General features: G+C 30.7%; 23 protein-coding genes. 8 read left to right on the top strand and 15 right to left on the bottom strand.

Annotated features, from left to right (window positions below; translation table 11 throughout):
- Positions 1 to 119 precede the first annotated feature (119 nt).
- Entirely contained in the window at positions 120 to 584 is a 465-nt protein-coding gene (locus tag CLCHR_RS09440) for a redoxin domain-containing protein (RefSeq protein ID WP_079439462.1), read from the top strand.
- Between the two features lie 180 nt (positions 585 to 764).
- Positions 765 to 938, top strand: a complete 174-nt coding sequence (locus CLCHR_RS09435) for an indolepyruvate ferredoxin oxidoreductase subunit alpha (protein ID WP_079439461.1) — start codon at positions 765 to 767, stop codon at positions 936 to 938.
- Positions 939 to 1002: 64 nt separating this feature from the next.
- Here the strand turns inward: CLCHR_RS09435 and CLCHR_RS09430 are convergent, their stop codons facing one another.
- Complete coding sequence (locus CLCHR_RS09430; RefSeq protein WP_079439460.1) at positions 1003 to 2034, bottom strand: peptidoglycan-binding protein; 1032 nt, start codon at positions 2032 to 2034, stop codon at positions 1003 to 1005.
- Between the two features lie 476 nt (positions 2035 to 2510).
- Between CLCHR_RS09430 and CLCHR_RS09425 the strand changes: the two genes are divergently transcribed.
- On the top strand, positions 2511 to 4772 hold the full coding sequence (locus tag CLCHR_RS09425; protein ID WP_079439459.1) for an SPFH domain-containing protein: 2262 nt from the start codon (positions 2511 to 2513) through the stop codon (positions 4770 to 4772).
- 158 nt (positions 4773 to 4930) lie between these two features.
- On the opposite strand, the gene CLCHR_RS09420 is transcribed toward CLCHR_RS09425, so the two are convergent.
- The 9 genes from CLCHR_RS09420 to CLCHR_RS09380 form a co-directional block, all read right to left on the bottom strand.
- Positions 4931 to 5179 carry a hypothetical protein gene (locus CLCHR_RS09420; RefSeq protein WP_079439458.1) on the bottom strand — a complete coding sequence of 83 codons (249 nt, stop codon included), beginning with the start codon at positions 5177 to 5179 and terminating at the stop codon, positions 4931 to 4933.
- Between the two features lie 134 nt (positions 5180 to 5313).
- Positions 5314 to 5937 carry a YkgJ family cysteine cluster protein gene (locus CLCHR_RS09415; protein ID WP_207652311.1) on the bottom strand — a complete coding sequence of 208 codons (624 nt, stop codon included), beginning with the start codon at positions 5935 to 5937 and terminating at the stop codon, positions 5314 to 5316.
- A 296-nt stretch (positions 5938 to 6233) separates the two neighbouring features.
- A complete protein-coding gene (gene rpsU, locus CLCHR_RS09410) occupies positions 6234 to 6410 on the bottom strand; it encodes a 30S ribosomal protein S21 (protein WP_079439456.1) in 177 nt (58 codons plus the stop codon).
- Between the two features lie 297 nt (positions 6411 to 6707).
- A complete protein-coding gene (gene tpx / locus CLCHR_RS09405; protein ID WP_079439455.1) occupies positions 6708 to 7193 on the bottom strand; it encodes a thiol peroxidase in 486 nt (161 codons plus the stop codon).
- A gap of 48 nt (positions 7194 to 7241) precedes the next feature.
- Positions 7242 to 8147, bottom strand: coding sequence for a thioredoxin-disulfide reductase (gene trxB, locus CLCHR_RS09400; RefSeq protein ID WP_079439454.1), 906 nt, complete (start codon positions 8145 to 8147; stop codon positions 7242 to 7244).
- Positions 8148 to 8434: 287 nt separating this feature from the next.
- Positions 8435 to 9325 carry a GNAT family N-acetyltransferase gene (locus CLCHR_RS09395; RefSeq protein WP_079439453.1) on the bottom strand — a complete coding sequence of 297 codons (891 nt, stop codon included), beginning with the start codon at positions 9323 to 9325 and terminating at the stop codon, positions 8435 to 8437.
- A gap of 111 nt (positions 9326 to 9436) precedes the next feature.
- Positions 9437 to 9706 carry a CD3324 family protein gene (locus CLCHR_RS09390; protein ID WP_079439452.1) on the bottom strand — a complete coding sequence of 90 codons (270 nt, stop codon included), beginning with the start codon at positions 9704 to 9706 and terminating at the stop codon, positions 9437 to 9439.
- A gap of 324 nt (positions 9707 to 10030) precedes the next feature.
- Positions 10031 to 10687 (bottom strand): carbon-nitrogen hydrolase family protein, encoded by a 657-nt coding sequence (locus tag CLCHR_RS09385; protein ID WP_079439451.1) that lies wholly within the window; start codon positions 10685 to 10687, stop codon positions 10031 to 10033.
- Positions 10684 to 11019 (bottom strand): winged helix-turn-helix transcriptional regulator, encoded by a 336-nt coding sequence (locus CLCHR_RS09380; RefSeq protein WP_079439450.1) that lies wholly within the window; start codon positions 11017 to 11019, stop codon positions 10684 to 10686. The genes CLCHR_RS09385 and CLCHR_RS09380 overlap by 4 nt, the downstream gene beginning before the upstream one ends.
- A gap of 190 nt (positions 11020 to 11209) precedes the next feature.
- Between CLCHR_RS09380 and CLCHR_RS09375 the strand changes: the two genes are divergently transcribed.
- Together CLCHR_RS09375 and CLCHR_RS09370 are read left to right on the top strand one after the other, a co-directional pair.
- Positions 11210 to 11764, top strand: coding sequence for a nitroreductase family protein (locus tag CLCHR_RS09375; RefSeq protein ID WP_079439449.1), 555 nt, complete (start codon positions 11210 to 11212; stop codon positions 11762 to 11764).
- Between the two features lie 262 nt (positions 11765 to 12026).
- Positions 12027 to 12560 (top strand): DUF5662 family protein, encoded by a 534-nt coding sequence (locus tag CLCHR_RS09370; protein WP_079439448.1) that lies wholly within the window; start codon positions 12027 to 12029, stop codon positions 12558 to 12560.
- 265 nt (positions 12561 to 12825) lie between these two features.
- Here the strand turns inward: CLCHR_RS09370 and CLCHR_RS09365 are convergent, their stop codons facing one another.
- A complete protein-coding gene (locus CLCHR_RS09365; RefSeq protein ID WP_079439447.1) occupies positions 12826 to 13017 on the bottom strand; it encodes a hypothetical protein in 192 nt (63 codons plus the stop codon).
- Between the two features lie 454 nt (positions 13018 to 13471).
- Between CLCHR_RS09365 and CLCHR_RS09360 the strand changes: the two genes are divergently transcribed.
- Positions 13472 to 13885 (top strand): bacteriohemerythrin, encoded by a 414-nt coding sequence (locus CLCHR_RS09360; RefSeq protein ID WP_079439446.1) that lies wholly within the window; start codon positions 13472 to 13474, stop codon positions 13883 to 13885.
- A 337-nt stretch (positions 13886 to 14222) separates the two neighbouring features.
- On the top strand, positions 14223 to 14876 hold the full coding sequence (locus CLCHR_RS09355; protein ID WP_079439445.1) for a hypothetical protein: 654 nt from the start codon (positions 14223 to 14225) through the stop codon (positions 14874 to 14876).
- A 298-nt stretch (positions 14877 to 15174) separates the two neighbouring features.
- On the opposite strand, the gene CLCHR_RS25445 is transcribed toward CLCHR_RS09355, so the two are convergent.
- Positions 15175 to 15303 carry a hypothetical protein gene (locus CLCHR_RS25445; protein ID WP_278336994.1) on the bottom strand — a complete coding sequence of 43 codons (129 nt, stop codon included), beginning with the start codon at positions 15301 to 15303 and terminating at the stop codon, positions 15175 to 15177.
- 134 nt (positions 15304 to 15437) lie between these two features.
- Between CLCHR_RS25445 and desB the strand changes: the two genes are divergently transcribed.
- Entirely contained in the window at positions 15438 to 16496 is a 1059-nt protein-coding gene (gene desB / locus CLCHR_RS09350) for a Delta(10) desaturase DesB (RefSeq protein WP_079439444.1), read from the top strand.
- A 115-nt stretch (positions 16497 to 16611) separates the two neighbouring features.
- On the opposite strand, the gene CLCHR_RS25440 is transcribed toward desB, so the two are convergent.
- The 3 genes from CLCHR_RS25440 to CLCHR_RS09335 form a co-directional block, all read right to left on the bottom strand.
- A complete protein-coding gene (locus CLCHR_RS25440; RefSeq protein WP_079439443.1) occupies positions 16612 to 17355 on the bottom strand; it encodes a cell wall-binding protein in 744 nt (247 codons plus the stop codon).
- 307 nt (positions 17356 to 17662) lie between these two features.
- Positions 17663 to 18802: an acyl-CoA dehydrogenase gene (locus CLCHR_RS09340; protein ID WP_079439442.1), complete on the bottom strand. Its 1140-nt coding sequence runs from the start codon at positions 18800 to 18802 to the stop codon at positions 17663 to 17665.
- A gap of 115 nt (positions 18803 to 18917) precedes the next feature.
- Positions 18918 to 20351, bottom strand: a complete 1434-nt coding sequence (locus CLCHR_RS09335; RefSeq protein ID WP_079439441.1) for an FAD-binding oxidoreductase — start codon at positions 20349 to 20351, stop codon at positions 18918 to 18920.
- Between the last annotated feature and the right edge of the window lie 178 nt (positions 20352 to 20529).

Here is a 20529-nt window from a genome sequence, read left to right as displayed (position 1 = left end):
CAAGATACATGTCATGGAAGCTTTGTATTATACAATTTTTCTTTAATTTTCATAAAAATTTTAGTATAGGGGACTCTATATAAATAGATGAAAAAATAAAAGATGAAAGGAAGATTATAATGACTCCAATTTCAATAGGCACAGATGCGCCAGACTTTACTGCAAAAGATAATAATAAGCAAAATATATCTTTATCTGATTACAAAGGAAAAAAAGTACTTCTTTCCTGGCATCCTATAGCTTGGACTCCAGTCTGCACTGATCAAATGCGCTCATTGGAAACTAATTTTCAAAACTTTCAAGGTCTCAACACCGTTCCCCTAGGATTTAGTGTAGATCCTCAGCCTTGTAAAGAAGCATGGGCAACGTTACTGCAGATTAAGAATGTTAGTCTTCCATCTGATTTTTGGCCTCACGGCAAAATAGCTCGTGACTATGGAATATTTGATGATACTAAAGGAATGTCAAAGCGAGCCAACATCATTATTAATGAAAGTGGTAAAATACAATGGGTCAAAGTTTATCCATCAGAACAACTGCCAGATATCAATGAAGTTCTTCAGATTTTATCCAATAATTCATAGCAGGATTAATTGACATATAAGTCATACATGCCTATAATAAAATTATAAAGTACGAAGAGGTACACAATGCGAATTATTCATTGTGTGCCTCTTTTTATTTATCAGTTTTTATAAAAATGAAGGCATAATTTAGTATGCTACTTTGATTTTGTAAAAATAATTATTAAGGAGGTATTAACTATGGCTTATGTTATTAATTCTGATGAATGTCAAGCATGTGGTGCTTGCAAAAGTGATTGTCCTACATCTTGTATAAGCATGCAAAGTGGGAGCTACGCAATTGATGCTAGTGTTTGTGTAGATTGTGGAACTTGCCTAAGCTCTTGTGGTTTTGGTGCAATTTCAGCTGAATAATTTTAGAACATATAGCCTCTACTTCACAAAAGCAGAGGCTATATCTTTATGTTTTATACGCTATTTATCTCCAGTAACTATCGCTTAATCCATAATTCCTATCTAGATCAAGCATAAGTCCGTGAACTTTTCCTGTTCCATTAACTATAGAAATTTTTCTTGATCGGATATCGTCAGGATTATTAATGGAAGTATCTGCTACAGCGTTTGCAATTACCTTTAACAGATCTTTTTCAATCATACCAGCCTTTTGTGCAAGAGCAGTATCAATAATTTTAGCAGCCTCTGAGCTTATGCTTCCATTTTGTACAGCTATATCAAAAGCAAGAGCAAATCCCCTTACTGATTTTAAATTATACTTATCACAAATAATCATTGCTTGTGAAACTTTATACGCTTCAGCATCTAATTCAATATTTATAAAGTGCTGATTATTGCATAAACTAACAAACTGTGAATACCAAGGCTGTGTAATTTTATTTGTAGAATCATTAATAGTTCTGGCCCATGCAAGTTGATTTTCTGTTGTATCAACTATCATGTTATGAATGCTATTATAGTTAGTTCCAAAAATGCTTTTCATTTCATCATTATATTCCCTATCCATTCTATTAAGGATAGGCTGTAACGTACCTTGACCTATACACCATTGAAAATATCCTAAAGATAAACCTTGTCCATCAAAATTTCCTGCAATTTGATCTAAGTTACCAACTTCAAACTGCTTACTAATATTTCTTGCAATATTAACTACATCATCTGTTGGCGCAGTATAATGCTTAATGTATGCATCACTTACATATAAACTACTATTATTATACATAATTTTATCCCATACAGTACCATTAGTCGTCACTGTATCTAAAATTTGAACATTTTCATAATTATATAAATTCCCTTCAACTTCGCCATTTAGGTCAGGAGTCAATCTTAATTTTAAATCAATTTGAACTTCTGGATTATTTACATAAGCTTTATTATTAACTTTATTGCTCTGATCTAGTGTTGCTGCACTTACATTAACGCCTCCAAATAAAATGCTGCCTGCCACAATTAATGAACTGAGTACACTTAAACGTGTCTTATTTCTTATCATCCACCAAACTCCTCCTATATACATATCTTATATATTTTACCACATAATTATATAATTGTTTATCCTCTTCCCTATAAAATTAACTATGATTAACTTTATGTTCATGTAACATCTTATTCCCATGGCTATGCCTACATCATCCAAATAACTGAAGTTGCCAGCCTATACAAACATAACATTAAAAAAATTTAATAAATCAAATTTCTAAGAGTTAAATCAATATAAAGTACTCATAAATCACTAAACACTGAAATATTCTTTAAAAGTGAATATAACGTAGATAGCATTAGTGCGATTGAGCGATATTGGAAAAGAGAATTAAGGTTAGTTTATTCTAATTAGATGCTGTAATAAATCTAATGAAGAAATTTGACTAATTTGGACATTTACAATTAATCATTAATGGAATATATTATCATCTATAGCAATTAAATAAATAAATATAAAAAAATACAATTAATTATGGAGGAAATTTTATGAATTCAGAAACAATATCCCTTTTAATTTATGTAGGTATTGGAATCGTAGGGCTATTTATATTACTTTATGGCATAGGATTCACAAGTATCGGAACAGATGAAGTAGGTATAGTAGAAAAATGGTGGAGCTTAAAAGGATCTGTACCAGCCGATGGTTTAATTGCCTTAAAAGGTGAAGCTGGTTACCAGCCATACGTACTTAGAGCAGGCGTGCATTTTAAAACACCTTTTAAGTATAAAGTAAAAAAGGTACGACTTGTAACTATACCACAAGGGCAAGTAGGTTATGTATTTGCTAGATCAGGAGAAAGCCTTGCTGACGGACAAACCCTAGGAAGAGTTATTCCTGAGTGTAAGGCCTTTCAAGATGTAGTTGCTTTTTTAAATAATGGTGGACAAAAAGGTCCTCAAAGGCAGCTTCTCCGTGAAGGTACCTATGCATTTAATTTAGCTCAATTTATCATAATCACAAAGGATAAAGTTCATTCAATATTTACTTCAAAAGCCGAATCAGAACAAATAGAAACTATGAGAAGTGATTTACTTAGAGTCAGCGGCTTCCTTCCTGTAGTTATCTCAAGTTCAAAAAATCTTGAGCAAGATGAATTTGGAAACAATATTAAAACTAAAGACACAATAGGAATAGTAACTGTTAATGAGGGCCCTACTCCAGATAATGGAGCTATAATTGCTCCAATAGTTGGCGATGGTATTACTAATGAATATTATCACAGTAACTTCCAAGAACCTGAAAAATTCTTAGCTGCTGGCGGTAGAAAAGGTAAGCAGATGCAAGTATTAACTGATGGTGTATACTTTATTAATAGGTTATTTGCAAATGTTGACATAGTTCCAAAAAGCATTATAGATATTGGTTATGTTGGTGTTGTTGTAAGTTATTTTGGTGAAAAAGGTGAAGATGTATCCGGATCTGACTACTCTCATGGAGAGCTTGTTGAACAAGGTAAAAAAGGTATTTGGAGAGAATGCATGATGCCAGGTAAGTATCCTTTCAATACTTATGCAGGTAAGATTATTCCCGTTCCTACTACCAATGTCATATTAAAATGGATCAGCGGTCAGGTTGGAGATCATAAATTAGATGATAACCTAAAAGAAATTAATCTTATAACTAAAGATGCTTTTGAGCCTAATCTTCCACTTACTGTAGTATTTAATATTGATTATAGAAAAGCTTCTTCAGTAATCCAAAGATTTGGTGACATTAAATTACTTATTGAACAATCACTTGATCCTATGATAGCAGGTTACTTTAAAAATATTGGACAAACTAAAACCTTAATTGAATTGATTCAAGATAGAAGTTCTATTCAAGACCAGGCTTCAAGTGAAATGAAAGATAAATTTAAATTATATGACTTAGAATTACAAGAAGTATTAATTGGTACTCCTGCTGCTTCATCAACAGATAAGAGAATTGAACTTATCCTTGCACAGCTTAGAGACAGACAGGTTGCTTTAGAAGAAATTAAGACTAACGAAGCAAAACAAAAATCGGCAGAAAAACAAAGAGAACTTAATGAAGCAGTTGCTAAAAGTGCAGCTCAGGCAGCTCTTACTCAATCAAGTATCGATATTGAAGTTGCTGACAACAAAGGTAAGTCTGAATTAAAACTTGCTGAACAATTAGCATTAAAAACTCAAAAGCTTGCTGAGGCTGATAAATACAAGAGAACCCAAGAAGCTGATGCTTTAAGATATACAAAAGAAGCTGAAGCTGCTGCTAATGCAAAAGCTACTGAGCTTAATGCTGCTGCTAATGCTAAGCAGGTTGAATTACAAGCTAGCGCTGAAGCCTTCAAGCTTGAAAAAGTCGGTGCAGCACAAGCCCTAAATATCAAAGCTGTTGCTGAAGCGAATGCTGAGCAGGAAACAAAGGTAGGTCTTGCAAAAGGTACTGCTGCTAAAGCCCTAGTTGATGCTTATGGTGGACCAGAATTACAAGTACAACAAAGCGTATTAACTGCTTTTGCAGAGGCTCTAAAGATAAGTAAATCTCCTCTTGTTCCACAAACAGTAATTATGGGCGGCGCTGACGGAAAAACACCTAATGCTATGGAAGGAATTTTGAGTATGATTTTAGCTAATATGGCTAGCACTAATGCGTCAATAATAAATCCAACAACTAATCCTAAAGAATCAGTGGAAGTTAATAAAGACGCTGCTATTTATGCTAAAGAACCTGAAACAAATAAACAAGAAAAAAATACTTCCATCGAAAAGCCCCAAAATATTTAATAAATATATATTTTAAATCTGAAAAACCCTTGAGTAAGTTTATCTCAAGGGTTTACTTTAATTGTCTTCGAAACAAGAATAACATTAACGATTACATAACCTATTTTAAGCATATGAAATAAATTAGGCCAGCATACAATAAAAAGACCTAACTCTATTTAAAATTCATTGTTCATAAGCTTTATAAAGTCATCATGTTTCATTAATATTGAGATATAAATAATTGAAACAGTCAAAAATGTATTCATCATTGGTACAATACTTAAAGTGATTAAACTTGCAAGTACCTGCCATTCAATTTTATTACTTTTAAAGTCTATACTTTTCTTATTTATTAGCACTCGAATAAAAAGTAATACTAAAAATGTGTAACTTAATACTGTTGATATTGAATATAGATATTCCATTTCAATCATCCCTTTAACTTTATTTTTTATGTATATTACTATTGTATACCTCTATTCAATTATTTACCACTAAAGTTACATTTTTATATTTACTTTCTCTTCTTTTAAAATATTTTTGATATTGGAATAATACACTAATTGTATTCTTTGTACAATTCTTCTCTTTCATCAAGATCAAGCCAACCTTCATATTCTGCATAATCAAATATTTCTTCCAAAAGTATATCGTACTCTTTAACAAAAACTGCTGGATTTCTTTTGTACTCATTAATAGTTTTACTTGTCAAATTATTGTGTCTGATCTCATCTTCATATACAAGCGCTTGTAAATATGTACTTCCTATCAGCTCTCTAATCACATTATATCTATAACTTCTTGGACTACAAATATAAAGCCTACATATTATTGGCCTATCCGCATAGATAGTGCATAGGTTTGTTTCTGTTATAAAATTGCAGTCTTTTTTCTTATTTAATACATACTGATCAAACTCTCTATAATAATTTGTCTTTTTAATTAACTTATCCTGTACAAAATTTAAAGCTTCCTCATCGTTCCAATTACTCAATTTATTTACACAGATATTATCCATTTCTACTGACCAAGATTTTTTGCAGCAACTCTCCTCGCAACCACTACAATCAAGAGGATTATTATTTAAAAATATATCAACTGAATCTAATATATCTTTAACTGTTGTACTTTTGTTAATTTTATCGTAATTCACTTTACCTTCGGCATCAAATTGTAATTTCACCCTATAGTTCCTCATCTTTAATTTATTTTTTTCTTATATATTCTACATTATCAAATTTCGTCTTTCCCTAATTCTAATAATCTAGTTATATTTCTACTTCGCAAGGACCCTGGGGGACTTCTGAAACACTACATGTTCAAGTAGCGAAAAATAATAAAAGAGCCTAAAGTAGAAAATTATTTAAAAATACTTTCAACTTTAGGCTAAAATTTTTAATTTCTTAAAATTTAGTAACTTACTTCCGCAAGTTTTTGTTTCCCCCATGGATACTGCTGAGACACAAAGTGTTGAAGTTGCTATTTAAATTTTCTTTTTCTAGCTTCTTCTGACTTTTTCTTTCTCTTTACACTTGGCTTTTCATAGTGTTGTCTCTTTTTTGCCTCTGAAAGGATTCCAGATATTGAACATTTTTTCTTAAATCTTCTTAATGCTTGCTCTAGAGATTCATTTTCTCCAACCTTAATTTCTGACATACTTTTATCCCTCCCTCCGGCACTGTATTGTAAACTACAAATATAGTTTACAAATATAAACTCATAATATACTATACAGTATTTACTAAAACGCTGTCAATCATAAAAAAAGATTAATAATAGATTATCTTGTTAAGATTGGCATAATATCGTAATATTATTTTATAATTATTATGATTTTCTTGTGATTATATCTAATATTGAACACAATTATGCAGTAATTTTTATATTAGTGATTTTTTTTAACAAAAAAGATAACAGCCACACACTCATTGATTAATTCAACTAAATATATCTTTATTTTAATGAGTTTAAAGCAGCTTCATAGTTTGGTTCTGATGTTACTTCTTCGCAATATTCAACATGAGTTATCTTGTTATTTTCATCAACTACAAATACTGCTCTTGTTAAAAGACCAAGTTCCTTAATGTAAGTTCCGAATTCTTTACCAAAGCTTCTATCCTTATAATCAGATAATGTTTGTACTGCATTAATCCCCTCATTACCACACCACCTTCCTTGTGCAAATGGTAAATCCATTGATATTACATAGATCTTTACATCATTTAGCTTCGCAGCCTCCTCATTAAACTTTCTTACTTCTAAATCGCACACTGGTGTATCTATAGATGGTACACTTACATATGCTCTCTTTCCTGTAAAATCCTTGGAATTAATGGCATTTAGACCATTATCTGTTGCAATAAAATCTGGTGCAGTATCACCAACTTTTATTTCTCTTCCCTCTAATGATATTTCATTTCCTTGAAATTTAACTTTCATGATTACATTCCTCCTAATTCATTAATAGTATATTTTTACCTATTGTTTTTAGTGGTTTATTAAATACTTTTCAGCCCCATAGATGCTGACTGCTCCATCAGCAGCTGCTGTAAGTACCTGCCTAACTTCTTTTGTTCGAATATCTCCGATTGCAAAGATCCCTTCTACGTTTGTTTTGCAGCTTTCATCTGCAATAATATAACCATTTTTATCTAAAGCTACTAAATCTTTAACTAATTCTGTAGAAGGATCACTTCCAATTGCCACAAAAACTCCATTAACTTCCAAATCTGCTACCTGGCCATTATTATTTGTAATTTCTATACTATTCAATCTTTCTTCGCCCTTGAGTTTTGTAACCACGCTATTAAAAATTATTTCTACATTATTTGTTTCAAATAACTTTTTTTGAGCAGATTTATTTGCTCTAAGCGAATCTTTTCTAATAATTACATACACCTTTTCAGCAAGTCTTGAAAGATGAAGTGCATCTTCTACTGCTGTATCTCCTCCTCCTATAACAGCTACTACTTTTTTTCTATAAAAGCCTCCATCACAAGTAGCACAGTATGATACACCTTTCCCTGTAAGTTCTTCTTCTCTATCAATTCCTATTTTTTTTGGCTGTGCACCCATTGATAAAATTACAACCTTACTTTCATAAGTTTGAGCACCAGTTATGACTTTTTTTATATCTCCATCAATTTTTATATCTATTACTTCCTCATACTTCATATTACTTCCGAAATCTTTTGCATGTTCATACATAGTATTTGCAAGTTCTGGACCTGTTATGCTACGAAAACCAGGATAATTTTCTACTTCGTTTGTAGTAACAATCTGGCCGCCTTCATATTGTTTTTCAAGCATTAATGCATCTAATCCTGCTCTGCCTGCGTATAATGCTGCTGTAAGGGCTGCTGGCCCTCCTCCAACTATAATAATATCTTTCATTTTACCAACACCTCTCCAAATAGTTATTCATATATTTTCTCATAATATATAATTTATTAAAATTCCAACAAGTTGTCCTAAAATTAATAATTAATTTTATAAAATTATATTTTATAATACTTTATTTTATACTATTATATTAACTTTATTAGTGTGATTAGTCAACTATTTTATTATCAACATCAAAAGAAAAGGGCTAGTACAAACATCATTATTTGCTTGTACTAGCCCTTTTTATAACTTTTCACAACACCAAAAACCTAAAAGTTACTTTTTTAATTAAATTATTATTTTTCCCTCCATATGGTTGCAGTTTTATAAGGACGTAATCCGATACTGTAATAAAACTGCTGCATAGAACCTACTAAAGCTGTCTTTGCACCAAGCTCTCCAACGCGACTAATTCCTTCTAAAACTACTGCTCTTCCAAGTCCCATCTTTCGATATTTGGGATCTGTTGCAACAGGTTCTATTACTGCATAACCTGCTTGAGGATCATACCACATTCCACAGTATGCTGCGAAATTCCCATCTGGAGCAACAGCTGCCACCTTTAAATTTAAGTCAACATTAGGTCGAAGCATCTCTGCATTACTTAAAATTTCTTTTTCTTTTGTAAATTGAAATTCTCCTTCACCATTTAACTCATGATTAAAGCCTTTCCATAATACTCGTAAATATTGATATAAATCAAAAGTTTCTTTCATGGTAGTAATATAAAATCCATCTGGTAAATTATATTTGGTTGAGGTTTTATCTACATAAAAAATTGCATCATTTTCTTTCTCCTCAGTGGCTTTAAACCCTAAATCCGCAGCAATATCTTGAAATCTCAAATCAGTATCCGCAATAACAACACCGAATTTTCCATCCTTAGAAAGATTGTCTTTTGCATAAATGAGCATTTCTTTCTTCAAGAAAGCATATTCAGGTAAAGCTAGACAAAATGCTTCTCCTAATTGACAATCAAAGGTTGCTACTCCTACAATCTTACCTTCATCTTCCCATAAACCAGTTTTACCTACGGCAGATCTATCCAAATATCCATGAGTCGTCATCCAATCCCATCGTGTATATGTAAATTCTACATAACCTAATCTTATAAAAAAATTCCTGACTTTATGATAATCTTCTGTAATACCTGCTTGTTTTGTATAATTTCTAAATTGTATTGACATAAATATCCCCCCTTTGAGTTTATTATATATCTATATAAATACTTCGTATATTCCAACTTTATCTATAATCATTCTATACCTATGCAAAAAAGGGCCTGAAATCTTCAAGCCCTAAACTTCTAATTTTTTATATACAATTTTACGTACCGTATCAAATGCTAATCCATAATTATGAGAGATTTCTTCTATACTTAAGCCATTTTTATATTCCTGCTTCATTTGTCTATTTCTATTTTCAAAATAACTTCTTGAACCATTTTTTTCTCCCCATCTTATATGATCATCATCACTTGGTATATATAAAAACTCACCCTTAATATGCTTTTGAATTTCCATTAGCAAATCTTCAGGTAATACTTCTGCTGCATTTAAATATTTCATAAAATCCACACTCCCTGTTTACTCTCTTATAAACAAAGTGCAGAGTACTTAGCAGATAGTAATTTTGTTACTCCCATACAGAAATAGTATTACTACGCCTTACTCTGCATGGGATAAAGCTTGCTCCAGACTATTTCTTAACATAATTCTTCTTAGCATATAATTTTCACCTCCTTAAAAATTAATTCTTATAAGCTTAGTAAAGGTACATAAATAATAATAACCAACCTTTATCTTATATTTATTAGTTAATATAAAATTCTCATTTGATTTAAATGGCTATTGATACACCAATTAAGCATAATATAAAATACCGAACGCCAATTATAGATTTCTTGTGAACTCAACCACTCCTGTATTTAGGTCCACAAGCCTAGTTCTTGTATCTGATTTAGATATGAATATAGGTTCTCCATTGCTATCAATGTAATACGAAATAGGGATAGATATTCCGCAATTTCTATAAGAACCGTCTGCATGACTTGTTCCAACTATAATTGTATTATAGGTCTTAGCAATCTTTTTGGCCTCACTTATCCACTCTTCAAATTGCTCATCACTAAACATTCCTACCCCAATTGGATGTGCAATAAAGTTAATTTTTATATTTACTTCTTTTAAATCTCGAGCACCCTTTAGAATTTCCATGCATAATAAATATCCAATTGTTATTTCATTATATTCAATTGCTAAAGGTCTATATAACTTTTCCTCCTCAGCTGGTGGAGTCTTAGCTCTTTCTAAAACCTTCTCACCTTTATTACTTATTATTACAGCTCTATCCCTATTTTCATGTCTATATGATGTAATAATTGTAATATTATAATCTCTAGAAATTTTACAAGCATCATCTAAAGCTTTTTCATTGGTTAAATACCCCTCAGGATATAATACAATATCGATTCCTTTATTATTTTGTATTTCTCTTTCAAGTTGTTTAACTCCGCTTTCATGGATTGGTTGTCCAATTAAAATTCTCATAAATGACCATCCCTTTTTTTATAATCTTTTCCCCATTCACACATTGCACTTAGAATAGGCTGCATACTTTCTCCAATACTTGTAAGTCCATACTCTACTTTTGGCGGTGATTCTGGATAAACTTCTCTATAAATTATTCCATCCCTTTCTAACTCCTTTAACTGCATAGTCAATGTTTTTTGAGTAATATTAGCTAACAATCTTTGTAATTCATTAAATCTAATAGCTCCTTTTGACAAATGCCATAAAATTGCTAATTTCCACTTTCCGCTAAGTATATTTATAGTTAGATTCATAGGACACTCTGACTCTAAATCGATTGCTTTGGACATAAATTTTTCTCCTAACACATTTTCATTATAATCCATTTGTATTTAATTACCTTAATAGTATCATTTTTGATATTACATATCAAACTTGTGCGTACTTTTATGATAATTCTATTAATGCTATTATTTTAGACAGAATAAAAAAATAATAAGTATATGTGATAATAAAACTAAAAAGGAAGGAAGAAATTATATGAATGAAGTATTAAAAGTTATACGAAATAGAAGAAGTGTAAGAAAATATTTACCTACACAAATAAAACAAGGAGATTTAGATTTAATTATTGAATCCGGTATTTATGCACCTTCTGGTCACAATGACCAGCCATGGCATTTTACTGTTATTCAAAACAAAGAAATAATTAAACATATTAATGATAAATCTAAAGAGTTAATGGCTGAATCTGAAATTAGTTGGATTAAAAACATGGGTTTAAATCCAAAAGTAAATCTAACATATGACGCTCCTACCCTAATAATTGTATCTGGCAATAAAAGTGCACTCTCTCCAAAAGTAGATTGCTCCGCAGCAATACAAAATATGCTTCTATCGGCAGAAAGCTTAAATATTGGTTCTGTTTGGATCGGCCTCATAACATTTTTCTTAAAATTAGAAGACGAAGCTAGGAAACTCGGTATTCCAGAAGGATATGAGCCCTATTATGGAGTAGCTCTGGGGTACAAGTCCATAGACAAAGAAATAATTGCTCCTAAAAGAAAATTAAATGCAGTAAATTATATAAGATAGTTCTCCTACAAATATTTTCTCCTATTCATTAAAACGTGACTTAATAATTTTACACTGACTAATACCTAAAGAGTTGCTGTGTTTCTCACATAATTACATCTTTATATTTAAATCTAGAAATAATATAATATAGATAAATAAATTAATACTTTATAATTTCGGTAAGTCACTGCTTAAGAATAGTTAAAAGCGGCTTATCTCTGGTACTGCAAATGTACAAGCTCAGTAACAACAATTTTATTAATAGGAGAAAATTAAAATTATGAATATTGTAAAACATTTTAAAACTATAACACATCATAAACTATTAGTTATGAAGTATTCTTTTAAAGTAGGTTTATATAAGCAAGGATTACTTCATGATATGTCTAAATATTCACTGGTTGAATTTTCAGCTGGAATAAAGTATTATCGAGGATATGTTAGTCCCAATGGTGTTCAAAAAACTGTGGAAGGCTATTCAGCAGCATGGCTTCATCATAAGGGCAGAAATAAACATCATTTTGAATATTGGATAGATTACGGAATAAATGAAGCAGAAGGCCTTAAGGGAATGGAAATGCCTGTAGATTATGTTGTTGAAATGTTTATAGATAGAGTTTGCGCTTCAAAAAATTATCTAAAAGAAAAGTATACTGATGAAAGTCCACTTAACTATTATGAAAACAGAAAACATTATTATGTATTACATGATGAAGTAAGAGCACTTTTAGAAACTTTACTTATCAAACTCGCCAATGATGGAGAATATAAAACTTTTATGTACATTAAAAATAATATTCTAATAAACACATAATCATTAATTGTCTATTTTTTAGACTCTCCTACTTTTAACATGTTCACACAATAGTGTTAATAATACAAATAATAAAATATTTCTACTAAAATGACAACGCCGCCCACACTATAACTCTCCTTCCAATTTATAACTATTATAATTTGGTGTATTTATTAAATTATCAAATTCTTGATTTTTAACATAAAAAAGTACCTTATTCTTGGCACTTCTTGATTTTATATATTTACACTACAATGAATGCACTATAAATTTTAGTAAATTTCTAATAATTTACATTTATGTATTCTCTAATTTTTTTAATAGCTCCTTCGTGCCAAATATGGCCTTTAGACTCTTCAACTAAAATATCTTGAATATAGCTTATGATATTTTCATCTTTTAATAGCAATTCCTCTGCTCTTGTCCTATTTTTCTTGTTCTTAATTTCAGATAATAACACTGCATCATTATTCATGTTTATCAAATCCTTTCAAAGTATATTAATAAAGTATCCTATTTAGGTAATTATAAGCTTTGCAAGTACCTAAAAGAATACTCTGACTCCCAGAGTAGGGAATTCTTATGTTAATTATTATTTATACTTTACCACATATGTCCTATTTATACAACATACATCATTATTCCCACATAATGGTGCCAAACTTACATTAATTCTAATATTCTTACTACATCTACAACATAAATATAAGTAACACTTTAATCAGGCTTTTATATACTTTATTAATTTATTCCCATAAAAAATTACCGTGTAAATATAGCTTCAAATAAAACTATGAAAGTATAAGGCAATGAAAAGCAATTCCTTATAAAACAGGTGAAAATAATTGCTGAACAAAGAGGTATTCTAAATAATATATAGAAATATATATTTATAAGATTAAAAAAATAGTTTGTGGAAGGTGATTTTAATGTATTTAGATTGGGATTGGACTTTAAATATAGGAATTGATAGCATTGACAATCAACATAAAGAGTTAATTGATCGTTTGGACCAATTGTTGACATCTATTAAAGAGGACAAAGGCAATGAAGAAGTCACTAAAACTCTAGACTTTCTTGAGGAATATGTAGTGAAGCATTTTAATGAAGAAGAAGAACTTCAACTGAAGATAAATTATCCTCTATATAATATTCAACATAAACAACATGAAGAATTTAAAAACGATCTTAAAGAATTTAGAAGAGTTTTTGAAACCCAGGGAACTTCAGCATTATTAGCCTCAAATATTCAAGAAAGACTAGCTGATTGGTTAAAAAATCACATAACAAATTTAGATAAAGATTTAGGTGATTTTATGATTGAAAATGGATATAATAACTAAAATATAATCAAAAATACATATTTCTTAACCATTCCTTCTTTGCTAAAGATCCTAAAGTACTTTAGCTGATAGACATTTAAATAGTTCTTGTTTAAAAAAAGTAGTACCACAATCATACTTTGTGGTACTACTTTTTGTGTAATTCGATATTGCTTTTTATGCTCGTCGTATAAGTAACAAATAATGATATTTTTTATCCTTGTATGTATAACTTAAACAAAAAATCAAATAACTGAGGTAACAATTCAATGCTTTAAAGGTAATATATATATAATATAGATGACTTTGTTATAATATTATTATAATTATTGATTTTAAAATTAAAGGGGTTCGTATTATGAAAAAGAACTTAGTTTTGATATCTTGTTTAAGTTTGCTTCTAATTTTAGGTGGTTGTAGTAATAATAACTCTATGCATCCTACCAACGAAAACCAAACTTCACAAGATAATTCAAAAGACGTTAATGTTCCAATACAAGCTACTATTGATCAAAATAATGTTGATGTAAAGAAAGAAACAGATTCAAAATCCATAAGTTCTACAGAGTCTGCTAAAAAAAGTCCAAATGAACAAGAAGTAAAAGATAAAAATAATGACTCCCAAAAAACAACTAAAGTAAATAGTATAGTCAAATTATATAATGGCACTTATTTTGATGATAGGCGTTTTGGAGATAATGTATTAAAAAATTATTGTGAAATTGCAATTTCTAATGTAACTAATACTTCTTTTGATTTTACTATTTATGAGGTAAATACATTATATGGGAAGACAGAAAGTAAAAAAGTTATTTTCATTAAAAACACCGCAGTTTTTACTGGCGATGGTACGAAAGCTGTTTTTCACGGAAAAAATTATACTCTCAACTTTACATTTCCCAATAAGCATAATTCATATCCTGTTGTAACAGATATAGAAATATCTGGGTTCCATCCATTAGAAGGCAAGACTTATGTTAATAACGGGATACCGGGACATGAATTTGGATAAATTAAGTTTATCATAATTATATCTAGCAAAGTGTATAATATGATAAAACTGAGACTCTTCACAAGAAAAGTCTCAGTTTCTACAAATTTAAAATTAGTTTTCTCATGTCATAGTTCATAACACTTATTTCTTTAATCCCTTTCAATATGCCTCAACGCTGATATTTCCTATAAATTGTTAACTTTTTTTATTTTTACCTTCTTAACTTTTTACCTTTTTAACTTGTAAAAAAGTTTTATTTAAAACCATATTCCTTTAAAAGAATCTTTAATGTAAACAATAAAAATATTTTTATTGTTTATTTTTGTTTATTGCCTACTTTTGCATCCATGATTTTTTCTTCTGCTTCTTCATCTTTTAATCCTGATACATCAACTTTGAAAACATAATATCCTTTATTTAAGGTAATATAAAACAATATCAACAAATAATTATTGACAACTAATAACAATTATTGTTAACATGAATTAAGAACTTTGGAAAATATATTTCAAAGTCATAATATATTTATCGGATATGTATTTATTAATACTTTCTAAGATAAGAAAGGTGGTAAAATCAATGAGAGAACTTCATAATATAGGATGGTATGCTAATAAGATATCACCCAAACTACCAAAAAGTGCATTTAAACCAGTCCCATCGAGATTATTCGGAGGACTTGCATATACATTAATTATAGTTTGTGGAATACTTGCAATTAATTTATTGGAATTTAATTACCTTATTAAATTTCTCATATCTTTAGTTTTAGGTTTTAGTTTTGCATCTATAGGCTTTTTAGGACATGAGATTTTACATGGTACTGTCGTAAAAACACATTGGCTAAAGAATTTACTTGGGGGAATAGCTTTTATGCCTTTAAGCATAGGTCCTCAGCTTTGGATTAAGTGGCATAATATGAGCCATCATGCTAATACTCAACATGAACTAAATGACCCAGATGCATGGATGAGCTTTGAGCAATTTAACAATAGGACTTTTATAAAGTATATTTATAAGCTTCCTTTATTGTTTCGTTCTCTATTTAGTTTCACAGCACTAACTATTTCTTTTACCCTTCATGGCACTCGTATGTTCTTTATTTATAGTAAAGAATTGAAGAAGGAAAAAAATTTAAGACTATGGATACAATTTATACTTCCTTGGATCATATGGATAGGTTTATTCTTCTTACTTGAAACCGAAAAATGGATTTTCTCATATTTAATTCCATTCTTCATAGGTAATTTTATTGTAATGTGTTACATCTCTACTAACCATAGACTAAACCCTCTTGTGCCTATAAATGATCCTTTAGCTAATAGTCTTTCTGTAACAGTTCCTAAATGGCTAGATATTCTCCATTTTAATTTTTCTTATCATACAGAGCACCACTTGTTTCCAGGCATAAACCCTAAATATTATGCACTAGTAAAAGGAGAGATATTGAAACTATGGCCAGACAAATATCATCAAATGCCACTTGGAAGTGCTTTAAAACTTCTATGGAATACTCCTAGAATCTACTATAATAATAAAGAGTTAATAGACCCTAAAAATAGACGTGTGTATAATTCATTAGAAAATGGACTAAGTGCTGACAATATTTCTTATCATATATATAAACATATATCTTAGGCTCGTGAAATAACCTATTTGGTCGCTATGTTAATTAATAGTGTTAATAATACAATATAATAAAACGGAACTCCTGAAAAAGAGTTCCGTTTTATATTTTACTTTAAAAAATTGCTTATAAACCAGCCATTACATCATAATAAGGGTCAATTGATTTTAAAAACTTACCAATAGTTGCAGTATCAAGTTCACCCTCTGTAATATTAAAATAATTCCTATTAATAACTATTGGATTAATAAATGTTATATCCATTACTTCTTTGTCATTTAAATAGAATATCCCCCTATATATCCATCCTATTGATTCAGGATTTTCTGTTTTCTTAACACCATAGCCATTTAAATATTCCATGAATTCTCTAATCTTTTGCTTATCTTCAACTATTACTGGCTTATTTCGTCCTCTTCCATCAGAAAAAACTATTTTGGTAATATCATCAAATTTCACACCAGTTACACCACTTATCGTTGTATGGCTTAGATTAGCATTTGATAAAATGTTTTCTGTTGTGGTACTTTGCTCAAAACTACTTTGCACGCTTTGGTTCCTTGCTCCATCTGAACCTATTGTGTACCAGTCTATTGTTGTATCGTGGGCCATACTTCCATCTGAATTTAAATAATACCATTTTCCATCACTATCTTGTAACCATCCTGTTTTCATATACCCATCTTGTCCAAAATAGTACCATTTTTCATCAATCACTCTCCAACCAACTGACCACGAATTTCCTTCGGTGAACCACCACCCTATGCTATTTTGTCTCCATTCTGCATTTGCTCCTATTGGATTTAATACCAATACCGAAACTATTAATAATGAGTTTACTAAAATTTTTATTGGTTTTAACCTTTTCATTTTTTACCCCTTTGTTTTTTATAACTATTCATTTATTTAATTATATACCATCAAAACTCAAATATTCAAATATTTGTTATAACAATGCATAAATAGCTTCTCTCCCCCTTAAAAATACGTTCTCCTTTACCTCATTCATTTATTAATATTAGAAATTTGTATTAAGCACATAAAAAAATAACAAGTTCTTTATGCAGTCGAACTTGTTATTTTCTTAGTTTATTTAAATAGGCTTAAGTCACTCAAAAAATACTAGTACTCTATTATTTTTTGAGTGAGCCTAACAAGAAGGCAAATTTATTTTATATTATCTAAGCATCCATCCTGAAAGTACCATCATTTGAACTTCTGATGTTCCTTCATAAATTTCTGTTATTTTTGCATCACGCATCATTCTTTCAATTGGGTAATCACTTGTATATCCATAGCCTCCAAATAATTGTAAGCAACGATTTGTTACATCAGTAGCATTTCTAGCGGAAATCAATTTTGCCATAGCAGCTAAATGTGTGAATTTTTGATGATCATCTTTTGCACATGCAGCTTGATATACCAAAAGTTTTGCAGCTTCAGTATTTGCACGCATCTGTGCAAGTTCAAATTGTGTATTTTGGAATTGTGCTATAGGACGCCCAAATTGAACACGTTCCTTAACATATTTTACAGTTTCTTCTATTGCACCTTCTGCAATACCAAGAGCTTGTGCAGCAATACCAATACGGCCTCCATCAAGAGTTGCCATTGCAATAGCAAATCCTTTGCCTTCTTCTCCTAAAAGATTTTCCTTTGGAACTATACAGTTATCAAAGAATAATTCACATGTAGAAGATGCACGGATTCCCATCTTTAACTCATGACCTCCAACAGAGAAACCTGGGAAATCTTTCTCAACGATAAATGCTGAAATCCCTTTTGTTCCTTTACTCTTATCTGTCATAGCGAAAACAATATATATCTCTGCATAGCCTGCATTAGTAATAAAAATTTTACTTCCATTTAATACATAATGGTCTCCTTCGAGTACAGCTGTTGTCTTTTGCATAGAAGCATCAGTTCCAGCAACAGGCTCTGTTAATCCAAAGGCACCTAATTTTTCACCTGAAGCAAGTGGTTTTAAATATTTCTCTTTTTGCTCTTCTGTACCATATGTGTAAATTGGTGTTGCACAAAGACTTGTATGTGCTGAAACAATAACACCTGTTGTTGCACAACATTTAGATAATTCTTCTACACATTGTATATAACTTAATGTGTCCATTCCGGCTCCGCCGTATTCTTCAGGAAATGGAATTCCAAGCAAGCCCATTTCAGCCATTTTTGCTACATTTTCTTCAGGGAAACGCATGCTTTCATCAATTTCTTTTGCAATTGGTTTTACCTCATTTTCTGCGAACTCACGATACATTTCTAGTAATTGTTGGTGGTTTTCATCTTGTTTAAAATCCATTTTAATTTCCTGCCTCTCTTTTATATCTATCTAGTGTACTCGCTTGTACACCACTTAATATTTTTATTTCCTTTTTATATTTTGTGAGATATCAATTATCTTTGCTTATGCCCTATTAAGCTAAATTTTCTAATGGGCAACATACTTTACCTGGATTCATAATAGAATTTGGGTCAAACACTTTTTTAATACCTTTCATTAATTCCATGTTTATTTCTCCAACACTATCTGCTAAATAACTCATCTTTCCACTGCCTATTCCATGCTCTCCTGAAACAAGGCCTCCGCATTTTATTGCTTCTTCGTAAATAATCTTAAAGAATTTATCAACTCTTTCTTTAAATTCTGATTCTTCTAGATCATTACTGCATTGGTATATATGAAGATTTCCATCCCCTGCATGACCAAAACTCTTAATAGTTAATCCAAACTCTTCACCAGCTTTTTTTACAAAAGCAAGATAAGGAGCAATTTTATTTACTGGAACTACAACATCACATTCATCTAATAATTTTGTTTCTGCCATAATTGCTTCTAAGAAACTAGAACGTGCAGCCCATGCATCTTTTATTTTTGCAGGTGTATCAGCTACAAGAACATCAATTGCCCCTGCATCTAATACTATTTCACTTGCTTGTTCGATAAGGTTATTTAATTCATCTTCATTACTTGCATCAATAGTAACAAGTAAATAAGCATTTGCAGTTAATCCACCAACTACTTGTGGGAATACGCTCTTTCCAATATATCTTTCACTAGATAAAACTATTTCTCTTTCCATGAATTCTATAGCTTGTGGATTCATGTGTTCCATCTTAAACTTAGGAACAGTAGAAATACAATCATCTAAATTATCAAAAGGAATAATTAAACTTGCAACTACCTTTGGTGCTGGCATGATTTTCAAAGTAAGTTCTGTAATAATTCCTAGGGTACCTTCTGAACCAATCATTAAATTCAAAAGGCTGTAACCTGAACTTGTTTTTGATACTGTAGCTCCAAAGTCAGTAATTTCGCCTGTTGGAAGAACAACTTTCATAGCACGTACATAATCACGTGTTGCACCGTATTTAACAGCTCTCATTCCACCAGCATTTGTTGAAACATTTCCTCCTAAGCAAGCAAACTTTTCGCCTGGATCTGGAGCATATAATAATCCTTGCTTTGCGCAATCCTCTGCAAGATCATTTAACAAAACCCCTGCCTCTACATGAACAACAAAATTTTCTAAGTCATAAGAAAGTATTTTGTTCATCTTTGTAATGTCAATTAAAACTCCTCCAAGTAGTGGCACTGCCCCACCTACAAGACCTGTTCCTGCTCCTCTTGGAGTAACCGGTATCTTATTTTCATTACATATTTTTACTACTGCGGCAACTTCCTCTGTAGAATGTGCCATAAATACAACTTGTGGAGCTACTTTCCCATAAATAGGCATTTCATCGTGACAATAATCTTCATTAATATCATCACCTGTTAAAATATGTCCTGGAGCTGCCTCCTGTAATTTTGAGATTAATTCTTCGGTCAATTGATTATACTCAGCCATAATATTCATTCCTTTCTAACATATTAGGTGTAAATTTCACTTTATCTTTCATTAGCAAATTACTACACCGAACGAATTCAGTTTACACTTCATGCCCTTTAGGATGTCCCGTAGACAATGTAGACTTTTGAATAAGATTCTTTAATTTTAATAAAACTACTGAAATTTTCCTGGTCAA

This window comes from Clostridium chromiireducens (assembly GCF_002029255.1).
GTDB lineage: Bacteria > Bacillota > Clostridia > Clostridiales > Clostridiaceae > Clostridium > Clostridium chromiireducens.
This window is presented reverse-complemented; position numbering and strand designations above follow the sequence as displayed.

Coding starts and splice junctions, on each gene's coding strand:
- CLCHR_RS09340 (WP_079439442.1), bottom strand. CDS start 18,802: ATGGATTTTAAACAAGATGAAAACCACCAACAATTACTAGAAATGTAT.
- CLCHR_RS09360 (WP_079439446.1), top strand. CDS start 13,472: ATGTATTTAGATTGGGATTGGACTTTAAATATAGGAATTGATAGCATT.
- desB (WP_079439444.1), top strand. CDS start 15,438: ATGAGAGAACTTCATAATATAGGATGGTATGCTAATAAGATATCACCC.
- CLCHR_RS09355 (WP_079439445.1), top strand. CDS start 14,223: ATGAAAAAGAACTTAGTTTTGATATCTTGTTTAAGTTTGCTTCTAATT.
- CLCHR_RS09380 (WP_079439450.1), bottom strand. CDS start 11,019: ATGTCCAAAGCAATCGATTTAGAGTCAGAGTGTCCTATGAATCTAACT.
- CLCHR_RS09395 (WP_079439453.1), bottom strand. CDS start 9,325: ATGTCAATACAATTTAGAAATTATACAAAACAAGCAGGTATTACAGAA.
- trxB (WP_079439454.1), bottom strand. CDS start 8,147: ATGAAAGATATTATTATAGTTGGAGGAGGGCCAGCAGCCCTTACAGCA.
- CLCHR_RS09370 (WP_079439448.1), top strand. CDS start 12,027: ATGAATATTGTAAAACATTTTAAAACTATAACACATCATAAACTATTA.
- CLCHR_RS09435 (WP_079439461.1), top strand. CDS start 765: ATGGCTTATGTTATTAATTCTGATGAATGTCAAGCATGTGGTGCTTGC.
- CLCHR_RS09440 (WP_079439462.1), top strand. CDS start 120: ATGACTCCAATTTCAATAGGCACAGATGCGCCAGACTTTACTGCAAAA.
- CLCHR_RS09365 (WP_079439447.1), bottom strand. CDS start 13,017: ATGAATAATGATGCAGTGTTATTATCTGAAATTAAGAACAAGAAAAAT.
- CLCHR_RS09335 (WP_079439441.1), bottom strand. CDS start 20,351: ATGGCTGAGTATAATCAATTGACCGAAGAATTAATCTCAAAATTACAG.
- CLCHR_RS09430 (WP_079439460.1), bottom strand. CDS start 2,034: ATGATAAGAAATAAGACACGTTTAAGTGTACTCAGTTCATTAATTGTG.
- CLCHR_RS09425 (WP_079439459.1), top strand. CDS start 2,511: ATGAATTCAGAAACAATATCCCTTTTAATTTATGTAGGTATTGGAATC.
- CLCHR_RS09420 (WP_079439458.1), bottom strand. CDS start 5,179: ATGGAATATCTATATTCAATATCAACAGTATTAAGTTACACATTTTTA.
- CLCHR_RS09390 (WP_079439452.1), bottom strand. CDS start 9,706: ATGAAATATTTAAATGCAGCAGAAGTATTACCTGAAGATTTGCTAATG.
- rpsU (WP_079439456.1), bottom strand. CDS start 6,410: ATGTCAGAAATTAAGGTTGGAGAAAATGAATCTCTAGAGCAAGCATTA.
- CLCHR_RS09385 (WP_079439451.1), bottom strand. CDS start 10,687: ATGAGAATTTTAATTGGACAACCAATCCATGAAAGCGGAGTTAAACAA.
- CLCHR_RS09375 (WP_079439449.1), top strand. CDS start 11,210: ATGAATGAAGTATTAAAAGTTATACGAAATAGAAGAAGTGTAAGAAAA.
- tpx (WP_079439455.1), bottom strand. CDS start 7,193: ATGAAAGTTAAATTTCAAGGAAATGAAATATCATTAGAGGGAAGAGAA.
- CLCHR_RS25440 (WP_079439443.1), bottom strand. CDS start 17,355: ATGAAAAGGTTAAAACCAATAAAAATTTTAGTAAACTCATTATTAATA.